This window comes from Streptomyces sp. CA-135486, from assembly GCF_050936555.1.
Taxonomy (GTDB): Bacteria; Actinomycetota; Actinomycetes; order Streptomycetales; family Streptomycetaceae; genus Streptomyces.
The window spans coordinates 2,090,149-2,112,647 of the sequence record NZ_JBNJMM010000001.1 but is presented as its reverse complement, the minus strand read 5'-3'; the positions used below and the strand labels follow the sequence as shown (position 1 = coordinate 2,112,647).

The window sequence follows — 22,499 nt, the reverse complement described above, 5'->3', positions numbered from 1 at the left end:
CGTCCCAAAAGGCTCGTGATCACAGCCGTTCGATGATCGTGACGTTGGCCTGACCTCCTCCTTCACACATCGTTTGCAGTCCGTACCGGCCTCCCGTGCGCTCCAGTTCATGAAGCAGCGTCGTCATCAGCCTGACGCCCGTGGCGCCGAGTGGATGGCCCAGCGCGATGGCTCCGCCGTTGACATTGACCGTGTCCGGGTCCGCGCCGGTCTCCTTCAGCCAGGCGAGCACCACGGGCGCGAAGGCCTCGTTGATCTCCACCAGGTCGATGTCGTCGATCGACAGGCCGGTCTTCTTCAGCGCGTACGCCGTCGCGGGGATCGGGGCCGACAGCATCCGGATCGGGTCCTCGCCGCGCGCGGAGAGATGGTGGATACGGGCCCGCGGCGTCAGGCCGTGCCGCTCGACGGCCCGTTCGCTCGCGATCAGCATCGCCGCCGCGCCGTCCGAGACCTGCGAGGAGCACGCGGCCGTGATGGTGCCGCCGTCCAGGACCGGCTTCAGGGCCGCCATCTTCTCCAGGGTGGTGTCGCGGCGCGGACCCTCGTCGACGGTCATTTCGCCGTACGCCACGAGTTCCCGCGCGAAGCGCCCCTCGTCGATGGCACGGATGGCCCGCCGGTGGGAGAGCAGCGCGAACTCCTCCATGTCGCGCCGTGAGATTCCCCACTTCTCGGCGATCAGCTGTGCGCCGTGGAACTGGTTGACGGGCTGGTCGCCGTACCGGGCACGCCAGCCCTCGCTGCCCGCGAACGGGCCACCGGTCAGCCCGAGCGGTTCGGCGGCCTGCCGGGACGCGAAGGCGATGGGGATCTGCGTCATGTTCTGCACGCCGCCCGCGACGACCAGGTCCTGGGTGCCCGACAGCACGCCCTGTGCCGCGAAGTGCACCGCCTGCTGGGAGGAGCCGCACTGGCGGTCGATCGTCACGCCCGGCACCTCCTCGGGCAGTCCCGCGGCCAGCCATGCCGTGCGGGCGATGTCGCCGGCCTGCGGGCCCACCGTGTCGAGGCAGCCGAAGACGACGTCCTCGACGGCGGCGGGGTCGATCCCGGAGCGTTCGACCAGGGCGGTCAGGACATGCGCGCCCAGGTCGGCCGGGTGCACCCCGGCCAGCCGGCCCCTGCGCCTGCCCACCGGAGTGCGCACTGCATCGACTATGTAGGCCTCGCCCATGACAACTCCTTGATCGGTTATCTGCGTACGGCGATTCCGTCCAGCACCATCGACAGGTACTGCCGGGCGATCTCGTCGGGGCTGTGCTGTCCGCCCGGCCGGTACCAGGACGCCGCGACCCACACGGTGTCGCGCACAAACCGATAGGTGAGCCGGATGTCCAGATCGGCGCGGAACGCCTGCTCCCTGACCCCGCGCTCCAGCGTCCCGAGCCATGCCTTCTCGAACTTCTGCTGCGAGTCGGTGAGGTAGTGGAAGCGGGGCTGGGCGGCCAGGTGCCTGGACTCCTTCTGGTAGATCGCGACCGCGGCGCGGTGCCGGTCGATCTCCCGGAAGGACTCGATGACCAGGGCCTCGATGGTCTCCCTGGGCCCGAGTCCGGCGGCGAGCACGCTGTCGTAGCCCTGCCAGAGCTCGTCGAGGAAGGTGGAGAGGATCTCGTCGAGCATCGACTCCTTGGAATCGAAGTGGTAGTAGAGGCTGCCGGCGAGCATCCCCGCCTCGTCCGCGATCTTGCGGACGGTGGTGGCGTTGTACCCCTGGGCGGCGAACACCTCGGCGGCGGTGTCCAGGAGCTCGCGGCGGCGCGCGGGTGAGGGGGTCACCTGGTTCTTCTTCTTGTTCGGCTGGTTCGGCACACGGTCATTCTCCGTCTACGCATGCTGACTGCTGATGGAGACGACCTCGCCGGTGAGATACGAGGAGTAGCCGCTGGCCAGGAAGACGATGGCGTTGGCGATCTCCCACGGTTCGGCGTAGCGCCCGAAGGCCTCCTTGGTGATCAGCTCATCGAGCACCTCGGGCGATGTGACCTTCACCAGATGCGGGTGCATGGCGAGGCTGGGGGCGACGGCATTGACGCGTACGCCGTACTCCGCCGCCTCGATCGCCGCGCAGCGGGTGAGCGCCATGACTGCGGCCTTGGCGGCGGCGTAGTGGGCCTGGCCGGCCTGGGCGCGCCAGCCGACGACGGAGGAGTTGTTGACGATCACTCCGCCGCGGCCGGTCGCGCGGAAGGAGCGCAGGGCGGCGCGGGTGCAGCGGAAGGTGCCGTTCAGGGTGACGTCGATGACCTTGTCCCACTGTTCGTCGCTCATGTCGACGAGGGCGGCGGTGCCGCCGAGGCCCGCGTTGTTGACGACGATGTCGAGGCCGCCGTGTTCCTGTACAACGGCCTCGAACAGGGCCTGGACCTGGCTCTCGTCGGTGACGTCGCACGGCAGTGAGGCCACGGCGTCGGGCCCGAACTCCTCCGCGAGTGCCGCCCGGGACTCCTTGAGCCGGCGGGCGTGGGCGTCGCTGATGAGGATGCGGGCGCCCTCCTCCAGGAATTTGCGGGCGGTCGCGCCGCCGATGCCGGCGCCTGCCGCGGCGGTGATGACGGCGGTACGGCCCTTCAGCAGGCCGTGGCCCGGTACGTACTGCGCCCTGTTGTCCGTCACAGCAGCACGTTAACCTACCAAACACTTGTTAGGGAAGGAGGTCCGGATGGATCTGGACCACTCCGCCGACGACGAGGCGCTGCGGGCCGGGGCCCGCGCCTGGCTCGCGGCCCATGTGCCCGCCGAGCCGCTGCCGTCGCTGGAGACGCCGGAAGGCTTCGCGGCGCACCGGACGTGGGAGGCACAGCTGCACGCGGACCGCTGGTCGGTCGTCTCCTGGCCGCGCCGGTACGGCGGGCGGGACGCCGGCATCTTCGGCTGGCTGGCCTTCGAGGAGGAGTACTACGCGGCGGGCGCGCCGGGGCGGGTCTCGCAGAACGGCATCAATCTGCTGGCCCCCACGCTCTTCGACCACGCGACGGACGAGCAGCGCGCGCGGGTGCTGCCTCCGATGGCGAGCGGCGAGGTGATCTGGGCGCAGGCCTGGTCGGAGCCCGAATCCGGCTCCGACCTCGCGTCGCTGAAGTCCCGTGCGGTGCGCACGGCCGGCGGCTGGCTGCTGAGCGGCCAGAAGACGTGGTCCTCGCGGGCCGCCTTCGCTGACCGGGCGTTCGGCATCTTCCGCACTGACCCCGATGCGCCGACGCCGCATCAGGGGCTGACGTATCTGATGTTCGACCTGTCGGCGGACGGGGTGACGGTCCGCCCGATCGGCCGGCTGGACGGCAAGCCGGCGTTCGCCGAACTCTTTCTCGACAATGTCTTCGTCCCGGACGAGAACGTGATCGGCGAGCCGGGTCAGGGCTGGCGGATCGCGATGTCCACGACGGGCAACGAGCGCGGGCTGATGCTGCGCTCCCCCGGCCGTTTCCTGGCCGCCGCGGACCGTCTCGTACGGGAGTGGCGTGAGCGGGGCGAGGACCTGGGGGTACGCGACCGGGTGGCGGACGCGGTGATCGGGGCGCGGGCGTATCAGCTCTTCACCTACGCGGGGGCCTCGCGCTTCGCGTCGGGCGCGAGCATCGGTGCGGAGTCCAGCCTGAACAAGGTCTTCTGGTCCGAGTACGACATCGCCCTGCACGAGACGGCGCTCGATCTGCTCGGCCCGGACGGCGAACGGGCCGACACCGGCTGGGCCGAGGGCCATGTCTTCGCGCTGGCGGGTCCGATCTACGCGGGCACGAACGAAATCCAGCGCGACATCATCGCCGAGCGGCTGCTCGGCCTTCCGAAGGGCCGCCGCTGATGCGTTTTCTCCTCAACGATGAACAGCGGGCGTTCGCGCGGTCCCTGGACGCGATGCTGACGGCTTCGGACCCCACGCCGGCGGCCCGCGCCTGGGCGGCGGGGGACCAAGCGCCGGGTCTGGCCCTGTGGTCCCGTCTGGCCGAGGCCGGGATCTTCGCGCTGGCGGTGCCGGAGCCGTACGAGGGCGTCGGCCCGCTGCCGGTCGAACTGACCGTGGCCTTCGTGGAACTGGGCCGCCACGCGGTTCCGGGCCCTGTGGTGGAGACGGTCGCGTCGGCGGCGCTGCTGACACGGTTGTCGGACCGGGGCGACTCGAGCGCGGCGAAGCGCCTGCTGCCGAGCCTGGCCTCGGGCGAGGCAGTGGCGACGCTGACGACGGGGGGCGGCCACGCGCTGGACGCGGATGCGGCGACGGTGACGCTGGTGGTGGCCGCCGACGACTCGGCCCTGCACATCGCTCCCTCCCACGGCCCCGTTCGCGCGTCCCTCGATCCCGTACGGCGGTTGGCCGTTCCCGCGCAGGGGGGCGAGGTGCTCGCCGAGGGCGCACATGTCGGGGACGCCGCCGCCCATGCCCGAGACGTCGCGCGGCTCGTCACCGCCGCGCAAGCCCTCGGCGTCGGGCTCGCGCTGCTGGAGCGGACCGTCGCATACGTCAAACAGCGCACCCAATTCGGCGTCGCCATCGGGTCGTTCCAGGCGGTCAAGCACCGGCTTGCCGACGTCCTCGTCGGGCTGGAGTTCGCCCGGCCGCTGCTCTACGGGGCCGCCCTCTCGTTGTCCCCCGCCGACGTCGCCGCCGCGAAGGTCGCCGCGGGTGAGGCCGCGTACGCCGCCGCCCGGGCCGCGCTCCAGCTGCACGGCGCGGTGGGGTACACGGACGAGCTCGACCTTTCGCTCTGGCTGCGCAAGGCGAGGCCGCTGCGCGACGCCTGGGGCACCCCCGCCCAGTGCCGGGCGCGGGTGCTCGGCGGCTGACCCGCGGACTCAGCGGCGCCGGTGCTCGCGGACGCCTGCGCCCGGGCGCCAGGACCGTACGACCAGCTCGTCGCCGTCGACGTACGTCCGCACCACCTCGCCGATCTCCACCCGGAAGAGGTGGTACGGCTCCGGCGGGCTGACCTCCGCCATGAAGCGGGCCTTCGCTTCGGAGTCGGTCACCTCCACCGCGCGCCCCGCGATCCGGACGTCGCCGCCGTCCATCGAGTCGTCCGGCCCCGGGTTCGCGTGGAGCGCGAAGCGCGGATCGCGCTGGAGGTCCTGCGCCTTGCGGGAGCCCGACATCATGCCGAGCCACAACTCACCGAAGCGGAAGTCGGCTTCGAGCCCCGTCACCCGCGGGGACCCGTCCTTGCGCACGGTCGCCAGGACATGGTGCTTGTAGCGACCGAAGCGTTTCTGTACGGCCTCGGCGAAGGCGGGCTCCGCCGCCAGGAAATCCGCCCACGAACACGTTGTCATGAGGCCATCGAACCGCCAAACTGCGACATCCGCTGTCGGGTTTTGCCCTCCGTGTGCCGATCCACGGCGAACGTGCCCCCTGGGCCCCGCTCAGGCACTCCGCAGCGTGACGAGGGCCGCGTGCCCCTCCGTACGCAGCAAGCCGGGCGACTCGTCGAGCACCACGGCGTCGTACTCGCCGAGCGTCACCCCCGCCTCCTTGAGGACCGTGGGCCCGTCCAGCGCGACGATCACTATGGTCGAGCCGTACGGCACGACGACCAGCTGCCCTCCCCGCACCACCGAGGTCAGACATGCCGTACGGCCCTTGCGGTACATGACGTTGAAGTTGACGACGGGCCCGGCCAGGAGCCTGCCGTCGGCCTCGACGTCGCCGGGGAAGTCGTAGGGCAGGTACCGCTCGGCGGCCAGTGTCTGCTGCCCGCCGACCGTGAGGTCCATCCCCGCGCCCTCGACCACGGTCAGCGTGCGCGCGATCCCGGGGAAGGCGGAGAACGGCCCGTCCGCGGCGACGTCCGCGAGGCTGATGCGCCAGTCGAAGTCGTCCGTCCCAGCCCCCTCGGGCCAGAGGGCGATCTCACGGGTGACCCCGCCGCCGTTCTTCCACGGCACGGCGGTACGGTCCGCCGCCCGCAGCACTCGCATCGTCATCGCACGATCCCCTGCGCGCGGGCTGCGGCCAGCCACTGCGGGAATTCGGCGACCAGCCGGTCGTACAGCTCCTCGTCCGGGACCTTGCGCGGGTCGAGCCCGGCGTGGAAGAAACCGGCGTTGTCGACAACGCGTTTGCCGGGCACGGCGAGCTCGTCGAGCTTGTGCAGGAAGTCGAACTGCGTGCTGCGCTTGTTGCCGAAGCCGATGAACTGCCAGAACAGCGGCAGCTTCGCCGCCTTGCACAGATAGCGCTCCGCCGCGTGCTTGCTGATCGGGCCGCCGTCCGTCTGGAAGACGACGAGCGCGGGCGCGGTCGAACCGCTGTCGATGTAGTGGTCGATGACCGCGTCCATCGCCAGGTGGTAGCTGGTCTTGCCCATGTGGCCGAGGCCCGCCACGATCTCGTCGACCCGGCCCCGGTGGTTCTCCAGGGCGATGTCGGTGACCGCATCTATGTCCGTGGAGAAGAAGACGAGGGGTACGGAACCGTCGTCGTCGAGGTTGGCCGAAAGACCGAGCACCCGGTCGGCAAGCGCCTGCACACTGCCGTCCTTGTAGTAGTCCTTCATGGAGCCCGAGTAGTCGAGCACAAGGTAGACGGCGGCGCGCTGCCCGCTCAGACCGTGCTTCTGCAGCGATACGCCCGCGCTCTTGTAGAGGCTGACGAGCGCGGGCGCCTTCTCCTCGACCTTGGCGAGGCTGATGGCCGCCATGCGGGGCTCCGTTCGTACGAGGGGACGGGAGAGTTGAGGCTACGTCACCGCAACCGGACCGGGCCGGTCCCCCGTCAAGAGGGAGAATCCGGCCCGGCCGCCCCGTCTCCTCAGAGCGCCGGCCACACCGCGGTGTCGCTCGGCAGCCGGTCACCTTCCAGCGTCCCGCTGGTCAGAAGTACCTCGCTGTGGGCGGGCAGGGCCACCGGCTCGTCGGAGAAGTTCACCACGCACCGGAAGCCGGGCTCACGGCGGAACGAGAGAACGTCGCTGTCCGGGGCGCTCTCCCAGCTGAGCGTTCCGGTGAGCACCGTGGTGATGCCGGCCACGAGCAGGCTGTTGAGCAGCGCCCGCCCGAAGCCCGTCCCCGGCCTAAGCACCGCCCGGTAGTTCTCCAGCGACCACGGCGAGGGGATCGGGGACTTGTCGAACAGAGCGGAGCTGCGCCGCGGGCTGGAGACGACCATCCGGTAGAACGGCGCCGGTGAGCAGACGCACCGCGGCGCCCACCCATCGTCCGGTCGGGGACAGGGCAGGCGCCGCAGTGCCGGGGAGCCGGGAGATGTCCCCCGGAACAACCCAGCCCGTACGCCTTTGTACGGGACGATTCAGGTGGACTCAGACCATCAGCGCACGGTCCGTCGGGCGGATCGGAGCCGGAAGCTGGCTCGCACCCGTCAGATAGCGGTCCACACCGCGCGCCGCCGAGCGGCCCTCGGCGATCGCCCACACGATCAGCGACTGGCCACGGCCCGCGTCACCGGCGACATACACACCGTTGACGTTCGTCGCGAAGTCCGCGTCCCGCGCGATGTTGCCCCGCTCGTCCAGCTCCAGGCCGAACTGCTCCACCAGGCCGTTCTCCTGGTCCGTGCCGGTGAAGCCCATGGCGAGGGTGACCAGCTGCGCCGGGATCTTCCGCTCCGTACCGGGCTTCTGCTCCAGCTTGCCGTCCTTGAACTCCACCTCGACGAGGTGCAGGAACTGGACATTGCCGTCCTCGTCGCCCTCGAAGTGCGTCGTCGAGACGGAGTAGACCCGCTCGCCGCCCTCCTCGTGCGCCGAGGTGACCTTGTAGAGCATCGGGAAGGTCGGCCACGGCTGACCCGCCGGACGGTCGTCGCCCGGCCGCGGCATGATCTCCAGCTGCGTGACGGAGGCCGCGCCCTGCCGGTGCGCCGTGCCCACGCAGTCCGCGCCGGTGTCGCCGCCGCCGATGACCACCACGTGCTTGCCCTCCGCCGTGAGCGGCGGGGCCACGAAGTCGCCTTCCTGCACCTTGTTGGCGAGCGGCAGGTACTCCATCGCGAAGTGGATGCCGTTCAGCTCACGGCCCGGGACGGGCAGATCGCGCGAGACGGTCGCACCGGCCGCGATGACCACCGCGTCGTACCGCTTGCGCAGCTTCGCCGCGTCGATGTCGCGGCCGATCTCCACGCCCGTACGGAACTTCGTGCCCTCCGCCCGCATCTGCTCGATACGGCGGTTGATGTGGCGCTTTTCCATCTTGAACTCGGGGATGCCGTACCGCAGCAGACCGCCGATGCGGTCCGCGCGCTCGTACACCGCGACCGTGTGGCCCGCCCGGGTCAGCTGCTGGGCCGCGGCCAGACCCGCCGGGCCCGAGCCGATGACCGCGACCGTCTTGCCGGAGAGCCGTTCCGGGGCCTGCGGCTTGACGTCATTGGCGTCCCAGGCCTTGTCGATGATCGAGACTTCGACGTTCTTGATGGTGACGGCCGGCTGGTTGATGCCGAGCACACACGCGGACTCGCACGGCGCCGGGCACAGCCGCCCGGTGAACTCCGGGAAGTTGTTGGTCGCGTGCAGCCGCTCGCTCGCCGCCGCCCAGTCCTCGCGGTAGGCGTAGTCGTTCCACTCGGGGATGAGGTTCCCCAGCGGACAGCCGTTGTGACAGAACGGGATACCGCAGTCCATGCAGCGCCCGGCCTGCTTGCTGATGATCGGCAGCAGCGAGCCGGGAACGTAGACCTCGTTCCAGTCCTTGAGGCGCTCACCCACCGGGCGGGTCTTGGCGACCTCGCGCCCGGTGGTCAGGAAGCCCTTGGGGTCAGCCATTGGTCGCCGCCTCCATCATCTTCTCGGTGGTCTCCTGGTCGGAGAGACCGGCGAGCTCAGCGGCGTCCTTGGCGGCGAGCACTGCCTTGTACGTGGTCGGAATGATCTTGCTGAAGCGGTCCACGGCGACGTCCCACTCGGCGAGCAGCTTCGCCGCGACGGTCGAGCCGGTCTCCTCCTGGTGGCGGCGCACGACATCGTGCAGCCACTGCTTGTCGGCGTCCGACAGGGCCTCGACGGCATCGACATTGCCGACGTTGACGTTGTCCCGGTCGAGGTCGATGACGTACGCGATACCGCCGGACATGCCGGCCGCGAAGTTGCGTCCGGTCTCGCCGAGCACCACCGCGTAACCGCCGGTCATGTACTCGCAGCCGTGGTCGCCCACACCCTCCGAGACGACCGTGGCGCCGGAGTTGCGGACGCAGAAGCGCTCGCCGGTGCGGCCGCGCAGGAACAGCTCGCCGCTGGTGGCGCCGTAGGCGATGGTGTTGCCCGCGATGGTGGAGTACTCGGCGAGGTGGTCGGCGCCGCGGTCCGGGCGGACGATGACGCGGCCGCCGGAGAGGCCCTTGCCGACGTAGTCGTTGGCGTCGCCCTCCAGCCGCAGGGTGACGCCGCGCGGCACGAAGGCACCGAAGGACTGGCCGGCCGAGCCGGTGAAGGTGATGTCGATGGTGTCGTCGGGCAGGCCCGCACCGCCGAACCGCCGGGTCACCTCGTAACCGAGCATCGTGCCCACGGTCCGGTTGATGTTCCGTATGGCGATCTGGCCGCGGACCGGCTGGGCGTCCTCGGCGGACGCCGCGTTCAGCGCCTCGGCGGCGAGCTCGATCAGCTCGTTGTCGAGCGCCTTCTCCAGACCGTGGTCCTGCTCGATCAGCTGGTGGCGCACGGCGCCGTCCGGCAGTTCGGGGACGTGGAAGAGGGGCGCGAGGTTGAGGCCCTGGGCCTTCCAGTGGCTCACGGCCCGCTCGGTCTCGAGGAGTTCGGCGTGACCGACGGCCTCCTCGATCGTACGGAAGCCCAGCTCGGCGAGGAGCTCACGGACCTCCTGGGCAATGAACTCGAAGAAGTTGACGACGTACTCGGCCTTGCCGGAGAACCGGTCCCTCAGAGTCGGGTTCTGCGTGGCGATGCCGACCGGGCAGGTGTCCAGGTGGCAGACGCGCATCATGATGCAGCCGGAGACGACGAGCGGCGCGGTCGCGAAACCGAACTCCTCGGCGCCCAGCAGCGCGGCGATGATGACATCGCGGCCGGTCTTCAGCTGGCCGTCGGTCTGTACGACGATCCGGTCCCGCAGTCCGTTGAGCAGCAGGGTCTGCTGGGTCTCGGCGAGGCCGAGCTCCCAGGGGCCGCCGGCGTGCTTCAGCGAGGTGAGCGGCGAGGCGCCGGTGCCGCCGTCGTGGCCGGAGATGAGGACGACGTCCGCGTGCGCCTTGGAGACACCGGCGGCGACCGTGCCGACGCCGACCTCGGAGACCAGCTTCACGTGGATGCGGGCGGCCGGGTTGGCGTTCTTGAGGTCGTGGATCAGCTGAGCCAGGTCCTCGATGGAGTAGATGTCGTGGTGCGGCGGCGGCGAGATCAGCCCGACGCCCGGGGTCGAGTGCCGGGTCTTGGCGACCCAGGGGTAGACCTTGTGGCCGGGCAGCTGGCCGCCCTCGCCGGGCTTGGCGCCCTGCGCCATCTTGATCTGGATGTCGTCCGCGTTGACCAGGTACTCGCTCGTCACACCGAAGCGGCCGGAGGCGACCTGCTTGATGGAGGAGCGGCGCTCCGGGTCGTACAGACGGTCCGCGTCCTCGCCGCCCTCACCGGTGTTGGACTTGCCGCCCAGCTGGTTCATGGCGATGGCGAGGGTCTCGTGCGCCTCGCGGGAGATCGATCCGTACGACATCGCGCCGGTGGAGAAGCGCTTGACGATCTCGGAGGCCGGCTCGACCTCGTCGATGGAGATCGGCTGGCGGTCCGACCTGAAGCCGAACAGGCCGCGCAGCGTCATCAGCCGCTCGGACTGCTCGTTCACCCGGTCCGTGTACTTCTTGAAGATGTCGTACCGCTTGGTGCGCGTGGCGTGCTGGAGGCGGAAGACCGTCTCCGGGTCGAACAGGTGCGGCTCGCCCTCACGGCGCCACTGGTACTCGCCGCCGATCTCCAGCGCGCGGTGCGAGGCGGCGATGCCGGAGGCCGGGTAGCCCTTGGCGTGCCGGGCGGCGACCTCCTTGGCGATGACCTCGAGACCGGCGCCGCCGATCTTCGTGGCGGTGCCGTTGAAGTACTTGTCGACGAAGGCCTCGTCGAGGCCGACGGCCTCGAAGACCTGGGCACCGCGGTAGGAGGCGACGGTGGAGATGCCCATCTTGGACATCACCTTCAGAACGCCCTTGCCCAGCGCGTAGATCAGGTTGCGGATGGCCTTCTCGGGCTCCAGGCCCTCGATGAAGGTGCCGGCGCGGACCAGGTCCTCGACCGACTCCATCGCCAGGTACGGGTTGACGGCGGCGGCGCCGTAGCCGATGAGGAGCGCGACATGGTGCACCTCGCGGACGTCACCGGCCTCGACCAGCAGACCCACCTGGGTGCGCTGCTTGGTGCGGATGAGGTGGTGGTGCACGGCGGAGGTGAGCAGCAGCGACGGGATCGGCGCGTGCTCGGCGTCCGAATGCCGGTCGGAGAGAACGATCAGGCGGGCGCCGTCCTCGATGGCCGCGTCGGCCTCGGCGCAGATCGCCTCGATACGGGCCGCGAGGGCGTCGCCGCCGCCGCTGACCCGGTACAGACCCGAGAGCGTCGCGGCGTTCATGCCCGGCATGTCGCCGTCGGCGTTGATGTGGATGAGCTTGGCCAGCTCGTCGTTGTCGATCACCGGGAAGGGCAGGGTGACGCTGCGACAGGACGCCGCGGTCGGCTCCAGCAGATTGCCCTGCGGGCCGAGCGAGGAGTACAGCGAGGTGACGAGCTCCTCGCGGATGGCGTCCAGCGGCGGGTTGGTGACCTGCGCGAACAGCTGGGTGAAGTAGTCGAAGAGCAGCCGGGGGCGCTGGGACAGGGCCGCGATCGGGGAGTCCGTACCCATGGAGCCGAGCGGCTCGCCGCCGGTCCTGGCCATGGGCGCGAGGATGACGCGCAGCTCCTCCTCGGTGTAGCCGAAGGTCTGCTGGCGGCGGGTGACCGAGGCGTGGGTGTGGACGATGTGCTCGCGCTCGGGCAAGTCCTCGAGCTCGATCTCGCCGGCCTCCAGCCACTCCTGGTACGGCTGCTCGGCGGCGAGGGCCGACTTGATCTCGTCGTCCTCGATGATGCGGTGCTCGGCGGTGTCGACGAGGAACATCTTGCCGGGCTGGAGGCGTCCCTTGCGGACGACCTTGGCGGGGTCGATGTCGAGGACGCCGACCTCGGAGGAGAGGACGACGAGGCCGTCGTCGGTGACCCAGTAGCGACCGGGGCGCAGGCCGTTGCGGTCGAGGACCGCGCCGACCTGGACGCCGTCGGTGAAGGTGACACAGGCCGGGCCGTCCCAGGGCTCCATCATCGTGGAGTGGTACTGGTAGAAGGCGCGCCGGGCCGGGTCCATGGAGTCGTGGTTCTCCCACGCCTCGGGGACCATCATCAGCACGGAGTGCGGCAGCGAGCGGCCGCCGAGGTGCAGGAGCTCCAGGACCTCGTCGAAGGAGGCGGAGTCGGAGGCGTCCGGCGTACAGACCGGGAAGATCCGGTCCAGCGTCTCGCCGCCGAAGAGATCGCTGACCAGCTGCGACTCACGGGCGCGCATCCAGTTGCGGTTGCCCTTGACCGTGTTGATCTCGCCGTTGTGCGCGACGAAGCGGTACGGGTGGGCGAGCGGCCAGCTCGGGAAGGTGTTCGTCGAGAACCGCGAGTGGACGAGCGCGACGGCCGTGGCGCAGCGCCGGTCGGAGAGGTCCGGGAAGAAGGGCTCCAGCTGGCCGGTGGTCAGCATGCCCTTGTAGACGATGGTGCGGGTGGAGAGCGAGGGGAAGTAGACCCCGGCCTCGCGCTCGGCGCGCTTGCGCAGCAGGAAGGCCTTGCGGTCGAGCGCGATGCCCTTGCTCTCGCCGTCCGTGACGAAGAGCTGCGAGAAGGCGGGCATGGTGGCGCGTGCGCCGCTGCCGAGCAGATCCGGGGTGACGGGGACCTCGCGCCAGCCGAGGACGGTCAGGCCCTCCTCGGCGGCGATCGTCTCGATCCGTGAGACAGCCTGGGCGGAGTCGTCGGCCGACAGGAAGGCGATGCCGACGGCGTACGAGCCGGCCTCGGGGAGCTCGAAACCGCTGACCTCGCGCAGGAACGCGTCCGGGACCTGAAGCAGAATGCCTGCGCCGTCACCCGAGTCGGGCTCGGAGCCGGTGGCGCCCCGGTGTTCGAGATTCCGCAGTACGGTCAGCGCCTGCTCGACCAGCTCATGGCTGGCAACACCGGTGAGGGTGGCCACGAACCCGACACCGCAGGCGTCGTGTTCGTTACGGGGGTCGTACATCCCCTGGGGGGCGGGGCGACCGTCCATGGGCGACCAGGCGTCGAAACGCATCGGCACTCCCGTCGTCGTCGTGGCATGTGTAACTGCCGAGGGACGACGTTGGCCCTCCGCGAAATTTCGTGCAGGTTACATGATGGAGTGCTTCTCGGAAAGCGGATAGCCCATTCCAGCATGCGGACACCGCGCAAAGCGGTGAGAGTGGGTCACAGCCGGACAGATCGATATCCGCTGGCCCGTCGCGGAGCAGGCTTCATTGCCCACAGCGCCTACGGCTCATGCCCGGTGGTTAAGGACTCGAAACCACGGGGTAACGGCTACTTATGTAGTCCCTCGCATAGTGTCTCACCCAGGGCGGACTTCGTGGAGAGGACGTTCGTCACAACCTTGCCGACCGCCGGGGGAAACACAAGGACGCACCGGTTCCCCGAGGGAGCCGGTGCGCCGTGTGCCGGGTATGCGCCGGGCATATCGTGCCCGCGTCAGACGACGGCGCCGAACAGCGTCCCGAGCCCGAAGGTGACGGCCGCGGCCGCGCCGCCGAGGACCAGCTGGCGCAGTCCGCTGTACCACCAGCTGCGCGCGGTCACCCGGGCGACAAGCGCACCGCAGCCGAAGAGCCCGACCAGCGCGAGCAGCACCGCGGGCCACAGGGCGGTCGCGCCGAGGAGATACGGCAGTACGGGCAGCAGCGCGCCCAGCGCGAACGAACCGAACGACGAGACCGCGGCGACGGTCGGCGACGGCAGGTCGTCCGGGTCGATACCGAGCTCTTCGCGGGCGTGGATCTCCAGGGCCTGCTCGGGGTCCTTGGAAAGCTGCATCGCGACCTCACGGGCGAGCGCGGGCTCGACGCCGCGGGCGACGTAGAGGGCGGCGAGCTCCTCCATCTCGTCGACGGGGTGCTTTCGCAACTCGCGCCGCTCGACGTCGAGTTCGGCCTGGACAAGCTCGCGCTGGGAGGCGACGGAGGTGTACTCGCCGGCGGCCATGGAGAACGCGCCCGCGGCGAGACCGGCAAGACCGGTGATCACGATGGTCTGCTGGGACACAGCGCCGCCCGCCACACCGGTCATCAGGGCAAGGTTGGAGACAAGGCCGTCCATCGCACCGAAAACGGCGGGGCGCAGCCAGCCACCGTTGACATCGCGGTGGGTGTGGTTGTCGCGGTGCGCGACGTGCAGCGTCGCCCCGGTTTCGATGATGGACACAGCTCTCCCCTTCTCCGGCAGCGGACTTGGTGCGCCCGCTCCCCCTCAACACCCTCGAAAATACGCGCGACGTAAGGGGCGCGCCAGCAAGGCAGGCCGTACTTACCTGGAGTCGAGCGGGTGACAGGGGCGTTTCTCAGACTCGTTGTCCGCCGCGCGTGGCACAGATCCAGGAACAGGCTCGGCGCGCATGAAAGGGGCCCGCCCCATGGAGTTGATCGCATGCGATCCCGCTGATCCTGCCGGTAAGGCGTCCGCACTTCGCGAGCGGGCCTGTGGCGCACTGCTGGGCCTCGCGGTGGGCGATGCGCTGGGGGCGCCCGCCGAGAACATGCGGCCGTCCGAGATCCGCCGGCGGTGGGGGCGTATCGAGGGCTTCGTGAGCGAGGACCCGGCGGGCACGGACGACACGGAGTACGCGATCTTCTCCGGTCTGCTGCTCGCCAGGCACGGCTCGGCGCTGACCGTCGCCCATGTCGAGAACGCGTGGCACCACTGGATCGCGGACCTGGACGAAGGCTCGTTCCGCGGGGCGGGTTTCAGTGAACGCGGCACCCTCGAAAACCTCCGCCGTGGGCTCGAGGCCCCCATCTCCGCGCAGCACCGGCACGCATGGAGCGACGGGCTGGCGATGCGGGCGGCCCCGTTCGGCGTCTTCGCGGCGGGCCATCCGGCGGAGGCGGCGCGGCTGGTCGCCATCGACGGCAGCGTCAGCCACGACGGGGAGGGCATCTACGGCGGCCAGGCGGTCGCGGCCGGGGTGGCGGCCGCGATGGCGGGCGGCGGCCCCGCCTCGGTCATCGGCGCCGCGCTGTCCGTCGTACCCATGGACTCCTGGACGGCGCGCTCCCTGCGCCGCGCGGTGGTGGCCGCGCAGCGCACCCACGCGGACACGCTGGCGATGGAACGCGCGGTCCGCTCGGCGGTCGTCATCGGCGGCTATCCGTGGACGGACCTGGCCCCGGAGGCGGTGGGCCTGGCCTTCGGAGCGTTCGCGGCGGCCCGCGGAGACTTCCGTACGTCGGTGCTCACCGCGGTCAACATGGGCCGCGACGCGGACACCACGGCGGCGGTGGCGGGTGCTCTCGCCGGCGCGGTGTCGGGCGCCTCGGCGATCCCCGCGATCTGGTCCACGGCCATCGGCCCGGTCCGCGGCAGCTGCCTCCCTTCGATGGCGGGCTACCACATCCTGGACATCGCGGAACTGCTGACCCCGGACGACGACAGCCAGGCGGCGTCATGAACGAGGCACCGGGCTTCGGGACCGGGGACACGGACCTCGGGGGTGCCGGGGACGCGGTGCCGGGGAGCGCGGACGCGGTGCTGGGGAGCGCGGATGCCGCGGACGTCGCATCCGCCGGGTGCGAGGCGCCCGCGCCCGGGCCGGAAGCAGACACACACCGCGCCACCCGCTCGTGCGAAGCGACGGCGCCGAACACCGCACCCGCCGGGGGCCGCCCCCGCCCCGCCGCGCCCCGCACCCCGCCGCGGCCCATCGAAGGGCTCCTGCTCGGGCTCGCCGCCGGCGACGCCGCCGGGTGGCCCGCCGCGCGGCACCGCGCCGCCCGGATGCCCGAGTGGACCCGCCGTCTCACCCGCGAGCTCGACACCTTCGCCGAGCAGAACGCCACCACCACCCTCCCCGTCCCCATCGCGCTCAACCAGCCCCCCGAACCGCTGCGCCTCGGCCCTTCCGACGACGCCGAATGGGCCGCCTTCTCCGCCGAGACCGTGCTCACCGCCGCGGGTGACCTCTTCGCCGGGCTCGCCCCCGCCCGCCGTATGCGCGCCGCCGTCGACCTCGCCTGGAACTCCCTCGCCAGCGAAGTCGCCGCCGCGGCCGACCGCGCCCCCGAGGTCGAGTCCGCCGTACTCCCCCTCCGCGCCCGCATCTCCGTACGCGCCGGGCTCGGCAACCTCGCCACCGGACTGCGCCCACCCGCCACCGGCCACGACAACCCGCACTACTTCGACGACGCCGCCTGCATCCGCGCCGCCGTCCTCGCCGTCGTACACCCCGGCGACCCGGCCGCCGCCGCCGCGCTCGCCGAGTTCGACGCGCGCTACAGCCAGGACGGCGACGGAGTGCACGGGGCCCGCGCCATGGCCGCCGCCGTGGCCGCCGCCCTCGGGGGCGCACCTGTCGACGACGCGGTGGACGCCGCCCTCGCCGAACTCCCCGACACCACCGAGATCGGCCGCAACGCCCAGCACGCCGTCAAGCTCGCCCGCGACGCGCACGGCGCCTTCGAACTGGTCCCCCTGCTCGAGCACCAGATCGTCGACCACGTCTACAGCTACGGCATCGCCGCCGCCGAGACCGTCCCCGTCGCCCTCGCCGTCGCGACCGCGGCCCTCGGCCGGGTCGCCGAAGCCGTACCCGCCGCCGCGTGTCTGTCCCGCGTCGCCGACTCCGCACCCGCTCTCGCCGGCGCGCTGACCGGCGCGCTCGGCGGCGGCGATTCGGTCCCCGGCACCTGGCGCGAGGCCTGCCGTACGCTCGCCGGCTGCGCCCTCCCCCGCCTCGCCGGCACCGATCTCGTGGAACTCGCCGGGCTGCTCGCACACACGGAACTGACCGCCCCGGGTGGACAATTCCGACATGACGACGACACTCGCGACGCTCGCACTCGATGACCGGATCACCGGCAGCCTGCTCGGCGCGGCGGTCGGTGACGCGCTCGGCGGCCCGGTCGAGGGCTACACCCCGGAGCAGATCGTGGAGCGGCACGGCGGCCGTGTCCACGGCATCGTCGGCCCGTGGCACGGCTCCGACTGGCGCACCGCCCGCCCCATCGCGCCGTTCCACAAGGGCGACGGGCACATCACCGACGACACCCTGATGACGCACGCGCTGATCCGCGTGTACGCCACCGTCCGCGACCACCTCGGCGCGTACGCCGTCGCCGACCACCTGGTCCCGGACCTGATCTCGAACCCCCGCTGGATCCCCGAGCTGGAGGCGGAGGCGCTGCCTTTGCAGCGTGTCTTCCTCGCCGAGAAGTGGATGGTCGCGCGCCTCCACTACGGGCACAACGACCCTCGCGAGGCGGGCGTCGGCAACATCGTCAACTGCGGCGCTGCGATGTACATGGCTCCGGTCGGCCTGGTCAACGCGGCGAATCCCGCGGGCGCCTACGCCGAGGCGGTCGACATCGCGGGCGCGCACCAGTCCTCGTACGGGCGGGAGGCGGCGGGCGTCTTCGCGGCGGCGGTCGCCGCGGCCTGCGTGCCCGACGCGACACCGTCCTCGGTCGTGGACGCGGCGCTGTCCCTGGCCAAGGACGGCACCAACGCGGCGATCGAGGAGGTCGCCGAAGTCGCCGTGCGCCACACGGACTTCGACTCGGCGCTCGCCCCGCTGCGGGCCGCGGTCGCCCCCTTCGACACCGTGGGCCCGGACTACCGCGCACCGTCCCTCGCGGCCCGCCGCCCCTCCCGGCTCCACTCGATCGAGGAGCTGCCCATCGCCCTCGGCATGCTCGTGGTCGGCGGTGGCGACTACCGCCGTACGGTGCTCGGCGCCGTCAACTACGGCCGCGACTGCGACTCGATCGCCACGATGGCCGGGGCGATCGCGGGCGCGCTCCACGGCGAGTCCGCCGTCCCCCAGGACTGGGCGAAAACGGTCGCCGAAGCCAGCCGCATCGACCTGCACGCCCCCGCGAGGGAACTGGCCGAGGTCACCCGCGAAGTCTTCGCCCGCGACACTGCCCGCCGACGCGCCCACGAGTCGGCTTTCGCCCTCCTGACGGACACACGATGACGGGCCTGCGCCTCACCTGGGTCCAGCCGGAGGACCTGCTCGGCCACGAACTGCGCCAGGCGGCGGAGGACGGCCGCGACGCCTGGTCGGTCCGCACCCGCTGGACCGCGGCGGGCGGATCCCTGGCCCCACCGAGCGCGGGCGCGTCCCCCGCTCCGGCGCCGCCCCATCTGCGCGCCCTCGCCCGCGACCTCCTCGACGAACTGGCCGTACTCCCCTGCCCCTTGACGGAGTCCGAGCCCACCGCACTCCCCTTGATCAAGGCAATCTGCCCCGCCTGGCCCTCGGCCCCGCCGCACAAAGCGCCCATGCCCGGCGGGTCCGGGGACCCACCCCCCACCGCGCGCGAAGCACCGCCCCGAGGCCGGTCCCCGGCCGGGGCAGCCGGCTCCCACGCCCTCCACGCGGCCTGGCTCGGCCGGGCCGTCGGCTGTCTCCTCGGCAAGCCCGTCGAAAAGCTCCCTCTCCACGCCATCCGCGCCCTCGCCCGCGCCACCGGCAACTGGCCGCTGAGCAGCTGGTTCACCGCCAAGGGTCTGCCCCCCGAGCTCGCCGCCGCCCACCCCTGGAACCGGCGGTCCGCCACCACCTCGCTCGCCGAGAACATCGACGGCATGCCCGAGGACGACGACCTCAACTACCCCCTGCTGAATCTGCTGCTCCTCCAGCGCCACGGAAAAGCGTTCACCACCGCCCAGCTCGGCGGGCTCTGGCTCGATGAACTCCCCGCCGGCCGCACCTTCACCGCCGAGCGCATCGCCTACCGCAACCTCCTCGAAGGCATCGAGCCGCCCTGCACCGCCGCCCACCACAACCCCTTCCGGGAGTGGATCGGCGCCGCCATCCGCGCCGATGTGCACGGCTGGACCCACCCCGGCGACCCCGCGGCCGCCGCCGCCCAGGCGCATCGCGACGCGTCGCTGACGCACACCGCGAACGGCGTTTACGGCGCGATGTTCATCGCCGCCGCCATTGCCGCCGCGGCCACCCGCACCGCCGATGTGCACGACGCGGTCGCCGCCGGCCTCACCGTCGTCCCCCCTTCCTCACGCCTCTCCCGAGCCATCCGCTTCGGCATCGACACCGCCCGCGCGGAGCCCGACTTCGACACCGTCGTGGACCGCATCCACTCGGTCCTCGGCCACTACCACTGGGTCCATGTCGTCCCCAACGCCGCCCTGCTGACCGCCGCCCTCACCCACGCCGACGGCGACTTCACCGGGTCCATCTGCCGCGCCGTCTCCGGCGGACTCGACACCGACTCCAACGGCGCGACCGCGGGCTCCCTCGCAGGTCTGCTCGCCGGACATCCCGATGAGCTCCCCGACCACTGGACCGCACCGCTCAAGAACCGTCTCGCCACCTCCGTCGCCGGTTTCGACGGCATCGGCTTCGACACCCTCGCCCACCTCACACATCAGGAGGCACTGCGCCCATGACCGCCATCGCCGTGCTCGGCAGCACCAACATGGACCTCGTCGCGTACGTAGCCCACGCGCCGAAACGCGGAGAGACAGTCACGGGGCGGGAGTTCCGGACGATCCCCGGTGGCAAGGGTGCCAACCAGGCCGTCGCCGCCGCCCGTGCCGGCGGCGAGGTCTCGATGATCGGCGCGGTCGGCTCGGACGACTTCGGCGCCCTGCTCCGCCACACGCTCGTCTCCTCCGGCGTCGACACCGACCTCCTGCGCACCGCGGACGGCCCCTCCGGCACCGCGCACATCGTCGTCGACGACGAGGGCGCCAACTCCATCGTCGTGATCCCCGGCGCGAACGGCACCGTCACCGCACTCGCCCCCGGCGACGAAGCCCTCATCCACACCGCCGACATGCTGCTCCTCCAGCTCGAACTCCCCCTCAGCGCCGTGCTCGACGGCGCCGATGCGGCCCGCCGCCACGGCGTGCGAACCGTCCTCACCCCCTCCCCCGCCCAGCCCCTGCCTCCCGAACTCCTCGCCGTCATCGACCTGTTGGTGCCCAATGAGCACGAGGCGGCCACCCTGACCGGCGTCTCCGACCCGCACACCGCTGCCGAGGAACTGCTGCGGCTGGTCCCCGAGGTCGTGATCACGCTCGGCTCGGCGGGCAGCCTGTACGCGGCCCGGGGCGCGGCCCCCCTCACCGTCCCCGCCCCCGAGGTCATCGCAGTGGACACCACCGGCGCCGGTGACACCTTCGTCGGCGCCCTCGCCGTCGCCCTCGGCGAGGGCAAGCGCATGCCGCAGGCCCTGGGCTGGGCCGCCGCGGCCGCCGCCCTGTGCGTCCAGCGCCCGGGAGCCTCCACGTCGATGCCGTACCGCTCCGAGATCGACGCCTCATGACGCCGGCGCCCACTCCGCTGCGAGGGCTGCGCGTCCTCGACCTGGCCACCCTCTTCGCGGGACCGCTCGCCGCCACCATGCTCGGCGACTTCGGCGCGGAGGTCATCAAGGTCGAGCACCCCACCAGACCCGACCCCTCCCGGGGCCACGGCCCCGACAAGGACGGCATCGGCCTGTGGTGGAAGCTGCTCGGCCGCAACAAGCGCACCATCACTCTCGATCTGTCCACGCCCGGCGGCCGCGAGACCCTCCTCCGGCTTGCCGCCACCGCCGATGTGATCATCGAGAACTTCCGCCCCGGCACCCTGGAGAAGTGGCAGCTCGGCTGGGAGGAGCTGAGCCGTGCCAACCCCCGCCTCGTCCTGACCCGCGTCACCGGCTTCGGACAGTTCGGCCCCTACTCCCACCGCCCCGGCTTCGGCACCCTCGCCGAGGCCATGAGCGGCTTCGCCTCCATCACCGGCGAGCCCGAAGGCCCGCCCACCCTGCCGCCGTTCGGCCTCGCCGACTCGATCGCGGCGCTCGCCACCTCGTACGCCGTCATGACGGCACTCGCCGCCCGCACCGCCACAGGCAGCGGCCAGGTCGTCGACATGGCGATCATCGAGCCGATCCTGACCGTACTCGGCCCCCAGCCGCTCTGGTACGACCAGCTCGGTTACGTACAGCCGCGCACCGGCAACCGCTCCCGCAACAACGCCCCGCGCAACACCTACCGCACGGCCGACGGCTCCTGGCTGGCCGTCTCCACCTCCGCCCAGTCCATCGCCGAACGCGTCATACAGCTGGTCGGCCGGCCAGACCTGATCGACGAGCCGTGGTTCGGCACCGGCAGCGGCCGCGCCGAGCACGCCCATGTGCTCGACGAGGCGGTCGGCGGCTGGATCGCCCGCCGCACCCGCGCCGAGGCCATGGCCGCCTTCGAGAAGGCCGAAGCGGCGATCGCCCCGATCTACGACATCCGTGACGTCATGGAAGACCCCCAGTACCAGGCGCTGGACACCATCACCGAGGTCGCCGATCCCGAACTCGGCCCCCTCCGTATGCAGAACGTCCTCTTCCGCCTCTCCGAGACCCCCGGCGCCATCCGCTGGGCGGGCCGCCCGCACGGCGCCGACACGGACGCGGTCCTCACCGAACTCGGCCTGTCCCGGGCCGACATCACCGCACTCCGCACCCAGGGCGCCCTATGAAGACCCCCCTCACCTATCTGTACGCCCCCGGGGACCGCCCCGAGGTCGTGCACAAGGCACTCGCCTCCGGGGCCGACGTCGTGATCGTCGACCTGGAGGACGCGGTGTCCCCCGACCGCAAGACCTACGCCCTGGCCGCCACGGCCGAACTTCTCGCTTCCCCTCAGACTCTCCCTGTCCATGTCCGCATCAACACCCCCCATGACATCGAGGCCCTCATCGCACTCCCCGGCCTCTGTGCTCTGCGTATCCCCAAGGTCGCACACGCCACTGACATTCGGCGGATCGCAGCCAGCGCCCCCGGCGTCCCCCTCTATCCGCTTCTCGAATCGGCGCTCGCCATCGAGCACGCGTACGCGATCGCCACCGCCCATCCCGCCGTCCACGGCATCGCACTCGGCGAGGCCGACCTCCGCGCCGACCTCGGCGTACGGGACGGCACATCCCTCGACTGGCCGCGCACCCGCATCGTCATCGCCGCCCGCGCGGCCGGTCTCGCACCCCCGGCCCAGTCCGTCTTTCCCGACATCCGCGACCTGGACGCCCTCTACGCCTCGTGCACCCACGGCCGCGCCCTGGGCTTTCTCGGCCGGGCGGCCATCCACCCCCGCCAACTCCCAGTCATCGAGCGGGCGTTCCGCCCCACGCCCGAGGAGATCGAGGCGGCGGAGGAGATCGTCAAGGCGGCCGCCACGGGCGAGGGCGCGCTGGCCCTGCCGGACGGCCGCTTCGTCGACGCCGCGATCGTGGCAGCGGCGCGGCGGACACTCTGCCTCGCCCAAAGGGCGTGCGGGTAG

At 71.4% G+C, this 22,499-nt stretch carries 19 protein-coding genes; 9 read left to right on the top strand and 10 right to left on the bottom strand.

Going from position 1 to position 22,499, the window contains the following annotated elements:
- Positions 1-19: 19 nt before the first annotated feature.
- The 3 genes from ACQEVG_RS09570 to ACQEVG_RS09560 are packed head-to-tail and all read right to left on the bottom strand — an operon-like array spanning position 20 to position 2,619.
- Positions 20-1,177, bottom strand: a complete 1,158-nt coding sequence (locus ACQEVG_RS09570; RefSeq protein ID WP_432979934.1) for an acetyl-CoA C-acetyltransferase — start codon at positions 1,175-1,177, stop codon at positions 20-22.
- 17 nt (positions 1,178-1,194) lie between these two features.
- On the bottom strand, positions 1,195-1,815 hold the full coding sequence (locus tag ACQEVG_RS09565) for a TetR/AcrR family transcriptional regulator (RefSeq protein WP_432979931.1): 621 nt from the start codon (positions 1,813-1,815) through the stop codon (positions 1,195-1,197).
- Between the two features lie 15 nt (positions 1,816-1,830).
- Positions 1,831-2,619: an SDR family oxidoreductase gene (locus tag ACQEVG_RS09560; protein WP_432979928.1), complete on the bottom strand. Its 789-nt coding sequence runs from the start codon at positions 2,617-2,619 to the stop codon at positions 1,831-1,833.
- Positions 2,620-2,665: 46 nt separating this feature from the next.
- Between ACQEVG_RS09560 and ACQEVG_RS09555 the strand changes: the two genes are divergently transcribed.
- A complete protein-coding gene (locus ACQEVG_RS09555) occupies positions 2,666-3,805 on the top strand; it encodes an acyl-CoA dehydrogenase family protein (protein WP_432979925.1) in 1,140 nt (379 codons plus the stop codon).
- The gene (locus tag ACQEVG_RS09550; RefSeq protein ID WP_432979922.1) at positions 3,805-4,785 is read left to right on the top strand and encodes an acyl-CoA dehydrogenase family protein; all 981 of its coding nucleotides are present in this window, start codon (positions 3,805-3,807) and stop codon (positions 4,783-4,785) included. The genes ACQEVG_RS09555 and ACQEVG_RS09550 overlap by 1 nt, the downstream gene beginning before the upstream one ends.
- A 9-nt stretch (positions 4,786-4,794) precedes the next feature.
- Here ACQEVG_RS09550 and ACQEVG_RS09545 read toward each other — a convergent pair whose 3' ends face one another.
- From ACQEVG_RS09545 to ACQEVG_RS09515, 7 genes are all read right to left on the bottom strand, one after another.
- On the bottom strand, positions 4,795-5,268 hold the full coding sequence (locus ACQEVG_RS09545) for a pyridoxamine 5'-phosphate oxidase family protein (protein ID WP_432979919.1): 474 nt from the start codon (positions 5,266-5,268) through the stop codon (positions 4,795-4,797).
- Positions 5,269-5,358: 90 nt separating this feature from the next.
- Positions 5,359-5,919 carry a HutD/Ves family protein gene (locus ACQEVG_RS09540; RefSeq protein ID WP_432979916.1) on the bottom strand — a complete coding sequence of 187 codons (561 nt, stop codon included), beginning with the start codon at positions 5,917-5,919 and terminating at the stop codon, positions 5,359-5,361.
- On the bottom strand, positions 5,916-6,635 hold the full coding sequence (locus tag ACQEVG_RS09535) for a vWA domain-containing protein (protein WP_432979913.1): 720 nt from the start codon (positions 6,633-6,635) through the stop codon (positions 5,916-5,918). Before ACQEVG_RS09535 ends, ACQEVG_RS09540 begins: the two co-directional genes overlap by 4 nt.
- A gap of 110 nt (positions 6,636-6,745) precedes the next feature.
- Entirely contained in the window at positions 6,746-7,102 is a 357-nt protein-coding gene (locus tag ACQEVG_RS09530; RefSeq protein ID WP_432979910.1) for a DUF3459 domain-containing protein, read from the bottom strand.
- Between the two features lie 151 nt (positions 7,103-7,253).
- Entirely contained in the window at positions 7,254-8,714 is a 1,461-nt protein-coding gene (locus tag ACQEVG_RS09525; RefSeq protein WP_432979907.1) for a glutamate synthase subunit beta, read from the bottom strand.
- On the bottom strand, positions 8,707-13,266 hold the full coding sequence (gene gltB, locus ACQEVG_RS09520) for a glutamate synthase large subunit (RefSeq protein ID WP_432979904.1): 4,560 nt from the start codon (positions 13,264-13,266) through the stop codon (positions 8,707-8,709). Before gltB ends, ACQEVG_RS09525 begins: the two co-directional genes overlap by 8 nt.
- Before the next feature lie 428 nt (positions 13,267-13,694).
- Positions 13,695-14,423 (bottom strand): VIT1/CCC1 transporter family protein, encoded by a 729-nt coding sequence (locus tag ACQEVG_RS09515; RefSeq protein WP_432979901.1) that lies wholly within the window; start codon positions 14,421-14,423, stop codon positions 13,695-13,697.
- Positions 14,424-14,631: 208 nt separating this feature from the next.
- On the opposite strand from ACQEVG_RS09515, the gene ACQEVG_RS09510 reads away from it, so the two are divergent.
- Genes ACQEVG_RS09510 through ACQEVG_RS09480 form a run of 7 tightly spaced genes read left to right on the top strand, consistent with a single transcriptional unit; the run spans position 14,632 to position 22,499 of the window.
- Positions 14,632-15,666: an ADP-ribosylglycohydrolase family protein gene (locus tag ACQEVG_RS09510; protein ID WP_432979898.1), complete on the top strand. Its 1,035-nt coding sequence runs from the start codon at positions 14,632-14,634 to the stop codon at positions 15,664-15,666.
- Complete coding sequence (locus ACQEVG_RS09505) at positions 15,663-17,060, top strand: ADP-ribosylglycohydrolase family protein (protein WP_432979895.1); 1,398 nt, start codon at positions 15,663-15,665, stop codon at positions 17,058-17,060. Before ACQEVG_RS09510 ends, ACQEVG_RS09505 begins: the two co-directional genes overlap by 4 nt.
- On the top strand, positions 17,026-18,189 hold the full coding sequence (locus ACQEVG_RS09500; RefSeq protein WP_432979892.1) for an ADP-ribosylglycohydrolase family protein: 1,164 nt from the start codon (positions 17,026-17,028) through the stop codon (positions 18,187-18,189). The genes ACQEVG_RS09505 and ACQEVG_RS09500 overlap by 35 nt, the downstream gene beginning before the upstream one ends.
- Positions 18,186-19,628 (top strand): ADP-ribosylglycohydrolase family protein, encoded by a 1,443-nt coding sequence (locus ACQEVG_RS09495; protein WP_432979889.1) that lies wholly within the window; start codon positions 18,186-18,188, stop codon positions 19,626-19,628. Before ACQEVG_RS09500 ends, ACQEVG_RS09495 begins: the two co-directional genes overlap by 4 nt.
- Positions 19,625-20,509: a ribokinase gene (gene rbsK / locus ACQEVG_RS09490; protein WP_432979886.1), complete on the top strand. Its 885-nt coding sequence runs from the start codon at positions 19,625-19,627 to the stop codon at positions 20,507-20,509. Before ACQEVG_RS09495 ends, rbsK begins: the two co-directional genes overlap by 4 nt.
- A complete protein-coding gene (locus tag ACQEVG_RS09485) occupies positions 20,506-21,702 on the top strand; it encodes a CaiB/BaiF CoA transferase family protein (RefSeq protein ID WP_432979883.1) in 1,197 nt (398 codons plus the stop codon). Before rbsK ends, ACQEVG_RS09485 begins: the two co-directional genes overlap by 4 nt.
- Positions 21,699-22,499 carry an HpcH/HpaI aldolase/citrate lyase family protein gene (locus tag ACQEVG_RS09480; protein ID WP_432979880.1) on the top strand — a complete coding sequence of 267 codons (801 nt, stop codon included), beginning with the start codon at positions 21,699-21,701 and terminating at the stop codon, positions 22,497-22,499. The genes ACQEVG_RS09485 and ACQEVG_RS09480 overlap by 4 nt, the downstream gene beginning before the upstream one ends.

Excerpts from the sequence above, each read along its gene's own strand:
- gltB (WP_432979904.1), bottom strand. The coding sequence starts at position 13,266 with ATGCGTTTCGACGCCTGGTCGCCCATGGACGGTCGCCCCGCCCCCCAG.
- ACQEVG_RS09500 (WP_432979892.1), top strand. The coding sequence starts at position 17,026 with ATGACGACGACACTCGCGACGCTCGCACTCGATGACCGGATCACCGGC.
- ACQEVG_RS09545 (WP_432979919.1), bottom strand. The coding sequence starts at position 5,268 with ATGACAACGTGTTCGTGGGCGGATTTCCTGGCGGCGGAGCCCGCCTTC.
- rbsK (WP_432979886.1), top strand. The coding sequence starts at position 19,625 with ATGACCGCCATCGCCGTGCTCGGCAGCACCAACATGGACCTCGTCGCG.
- ACQEVG_RS09525 (WP_432979907.1), bottom strand. The coding sequence starts at position 8,714 with ATGGCTGACCCCAAGGGCTTCCTGACCACCGGGCGCGAGGTCGCCAAG.
- ACQEVG_RS09510 (WP_432979898.1), top strand. The coding sequence starts at position 14,632 with ATGGAGTTGATCGCATGCGATCCCGCTGATCCTGCCGGTAAGGCGTCC.
- ACQEVG_RS09495 (WP_432979889.1), top strand. The coding sequence starts at position 18,186 with ATGACGGGCCTGCGCCTCACCTGGGTCCAGCCGGAGGACCTGCTCGGC.
- ACQEVG_RS09485 (WP_432979883.1), top strand. The coding sequence starts at position 20,506 with ATGACGCCGGCGCCCACTCCGCTGCGAGGGCTGCGCGTCCTCGACCTG.
- ACQEVG_RS09555 (WP_432979925.1), top strand. The coding sequence starts at position 2,666 with ATGGATCTGGACCACTCCGCCGACGACGAGGCGCTGCGGGCCGGGGCC.
- ACQEVG_RS09480 (WP_432979880.1), top strand. The coding sequence starts at position 21,699 with ATGAAGACCCCCCTCACCTATCTGTACGCCCCCGGGGACCGCCCCGAG.
- ACQEVG_RS09540 (WP_432979916.1), bottom strand. The coding sequence starts at position 5,919 with ATGACGATGCGAGTGCTGCGGGCGGCGGACCGTACCGCCGTGCCGTGG.
- ACQEVG_RS09530 (WP_432979910.1), bottom strand. The coding sequence starts at position 7,102 with ATGGTCGTCTCCAGCCCGCGGCGCAGCTCCGCTCTGTTCGACAAGTCC.
- ACQEVG_RS09570 (WP_432979934.1), bottom strand. The coding sequence starts at position 1,177 with ATGGGCGAGGCCTACATAGTCGATGCAGTGCGCACTCCGGTGGGCAGG.
- ACQEVG_RS09505 (WP_432979895.1), top strand. The coding sequence starts at position 15,663 with ATGAACGAGGCACCGGGCTTCGGGACCGGGGACACGGACCTCGGGGGT.
- ACQEVG_RS09550 (WP_432979922.1), top strand. The coding sequence starts at position 3,805 with ATGCGTTTTCTCCTCAACGATGAACAGCGGGCGTTCGCGCGGTCCCTG.
- ACQEVG_RS09535 (WP_432979913.1), bottom strand. The coding sequence starts at position 6,635 with ATGGCGGCCATCAGCCTCGCCAAGGTCGAGGAGAAGGCGCCCGCGCTC.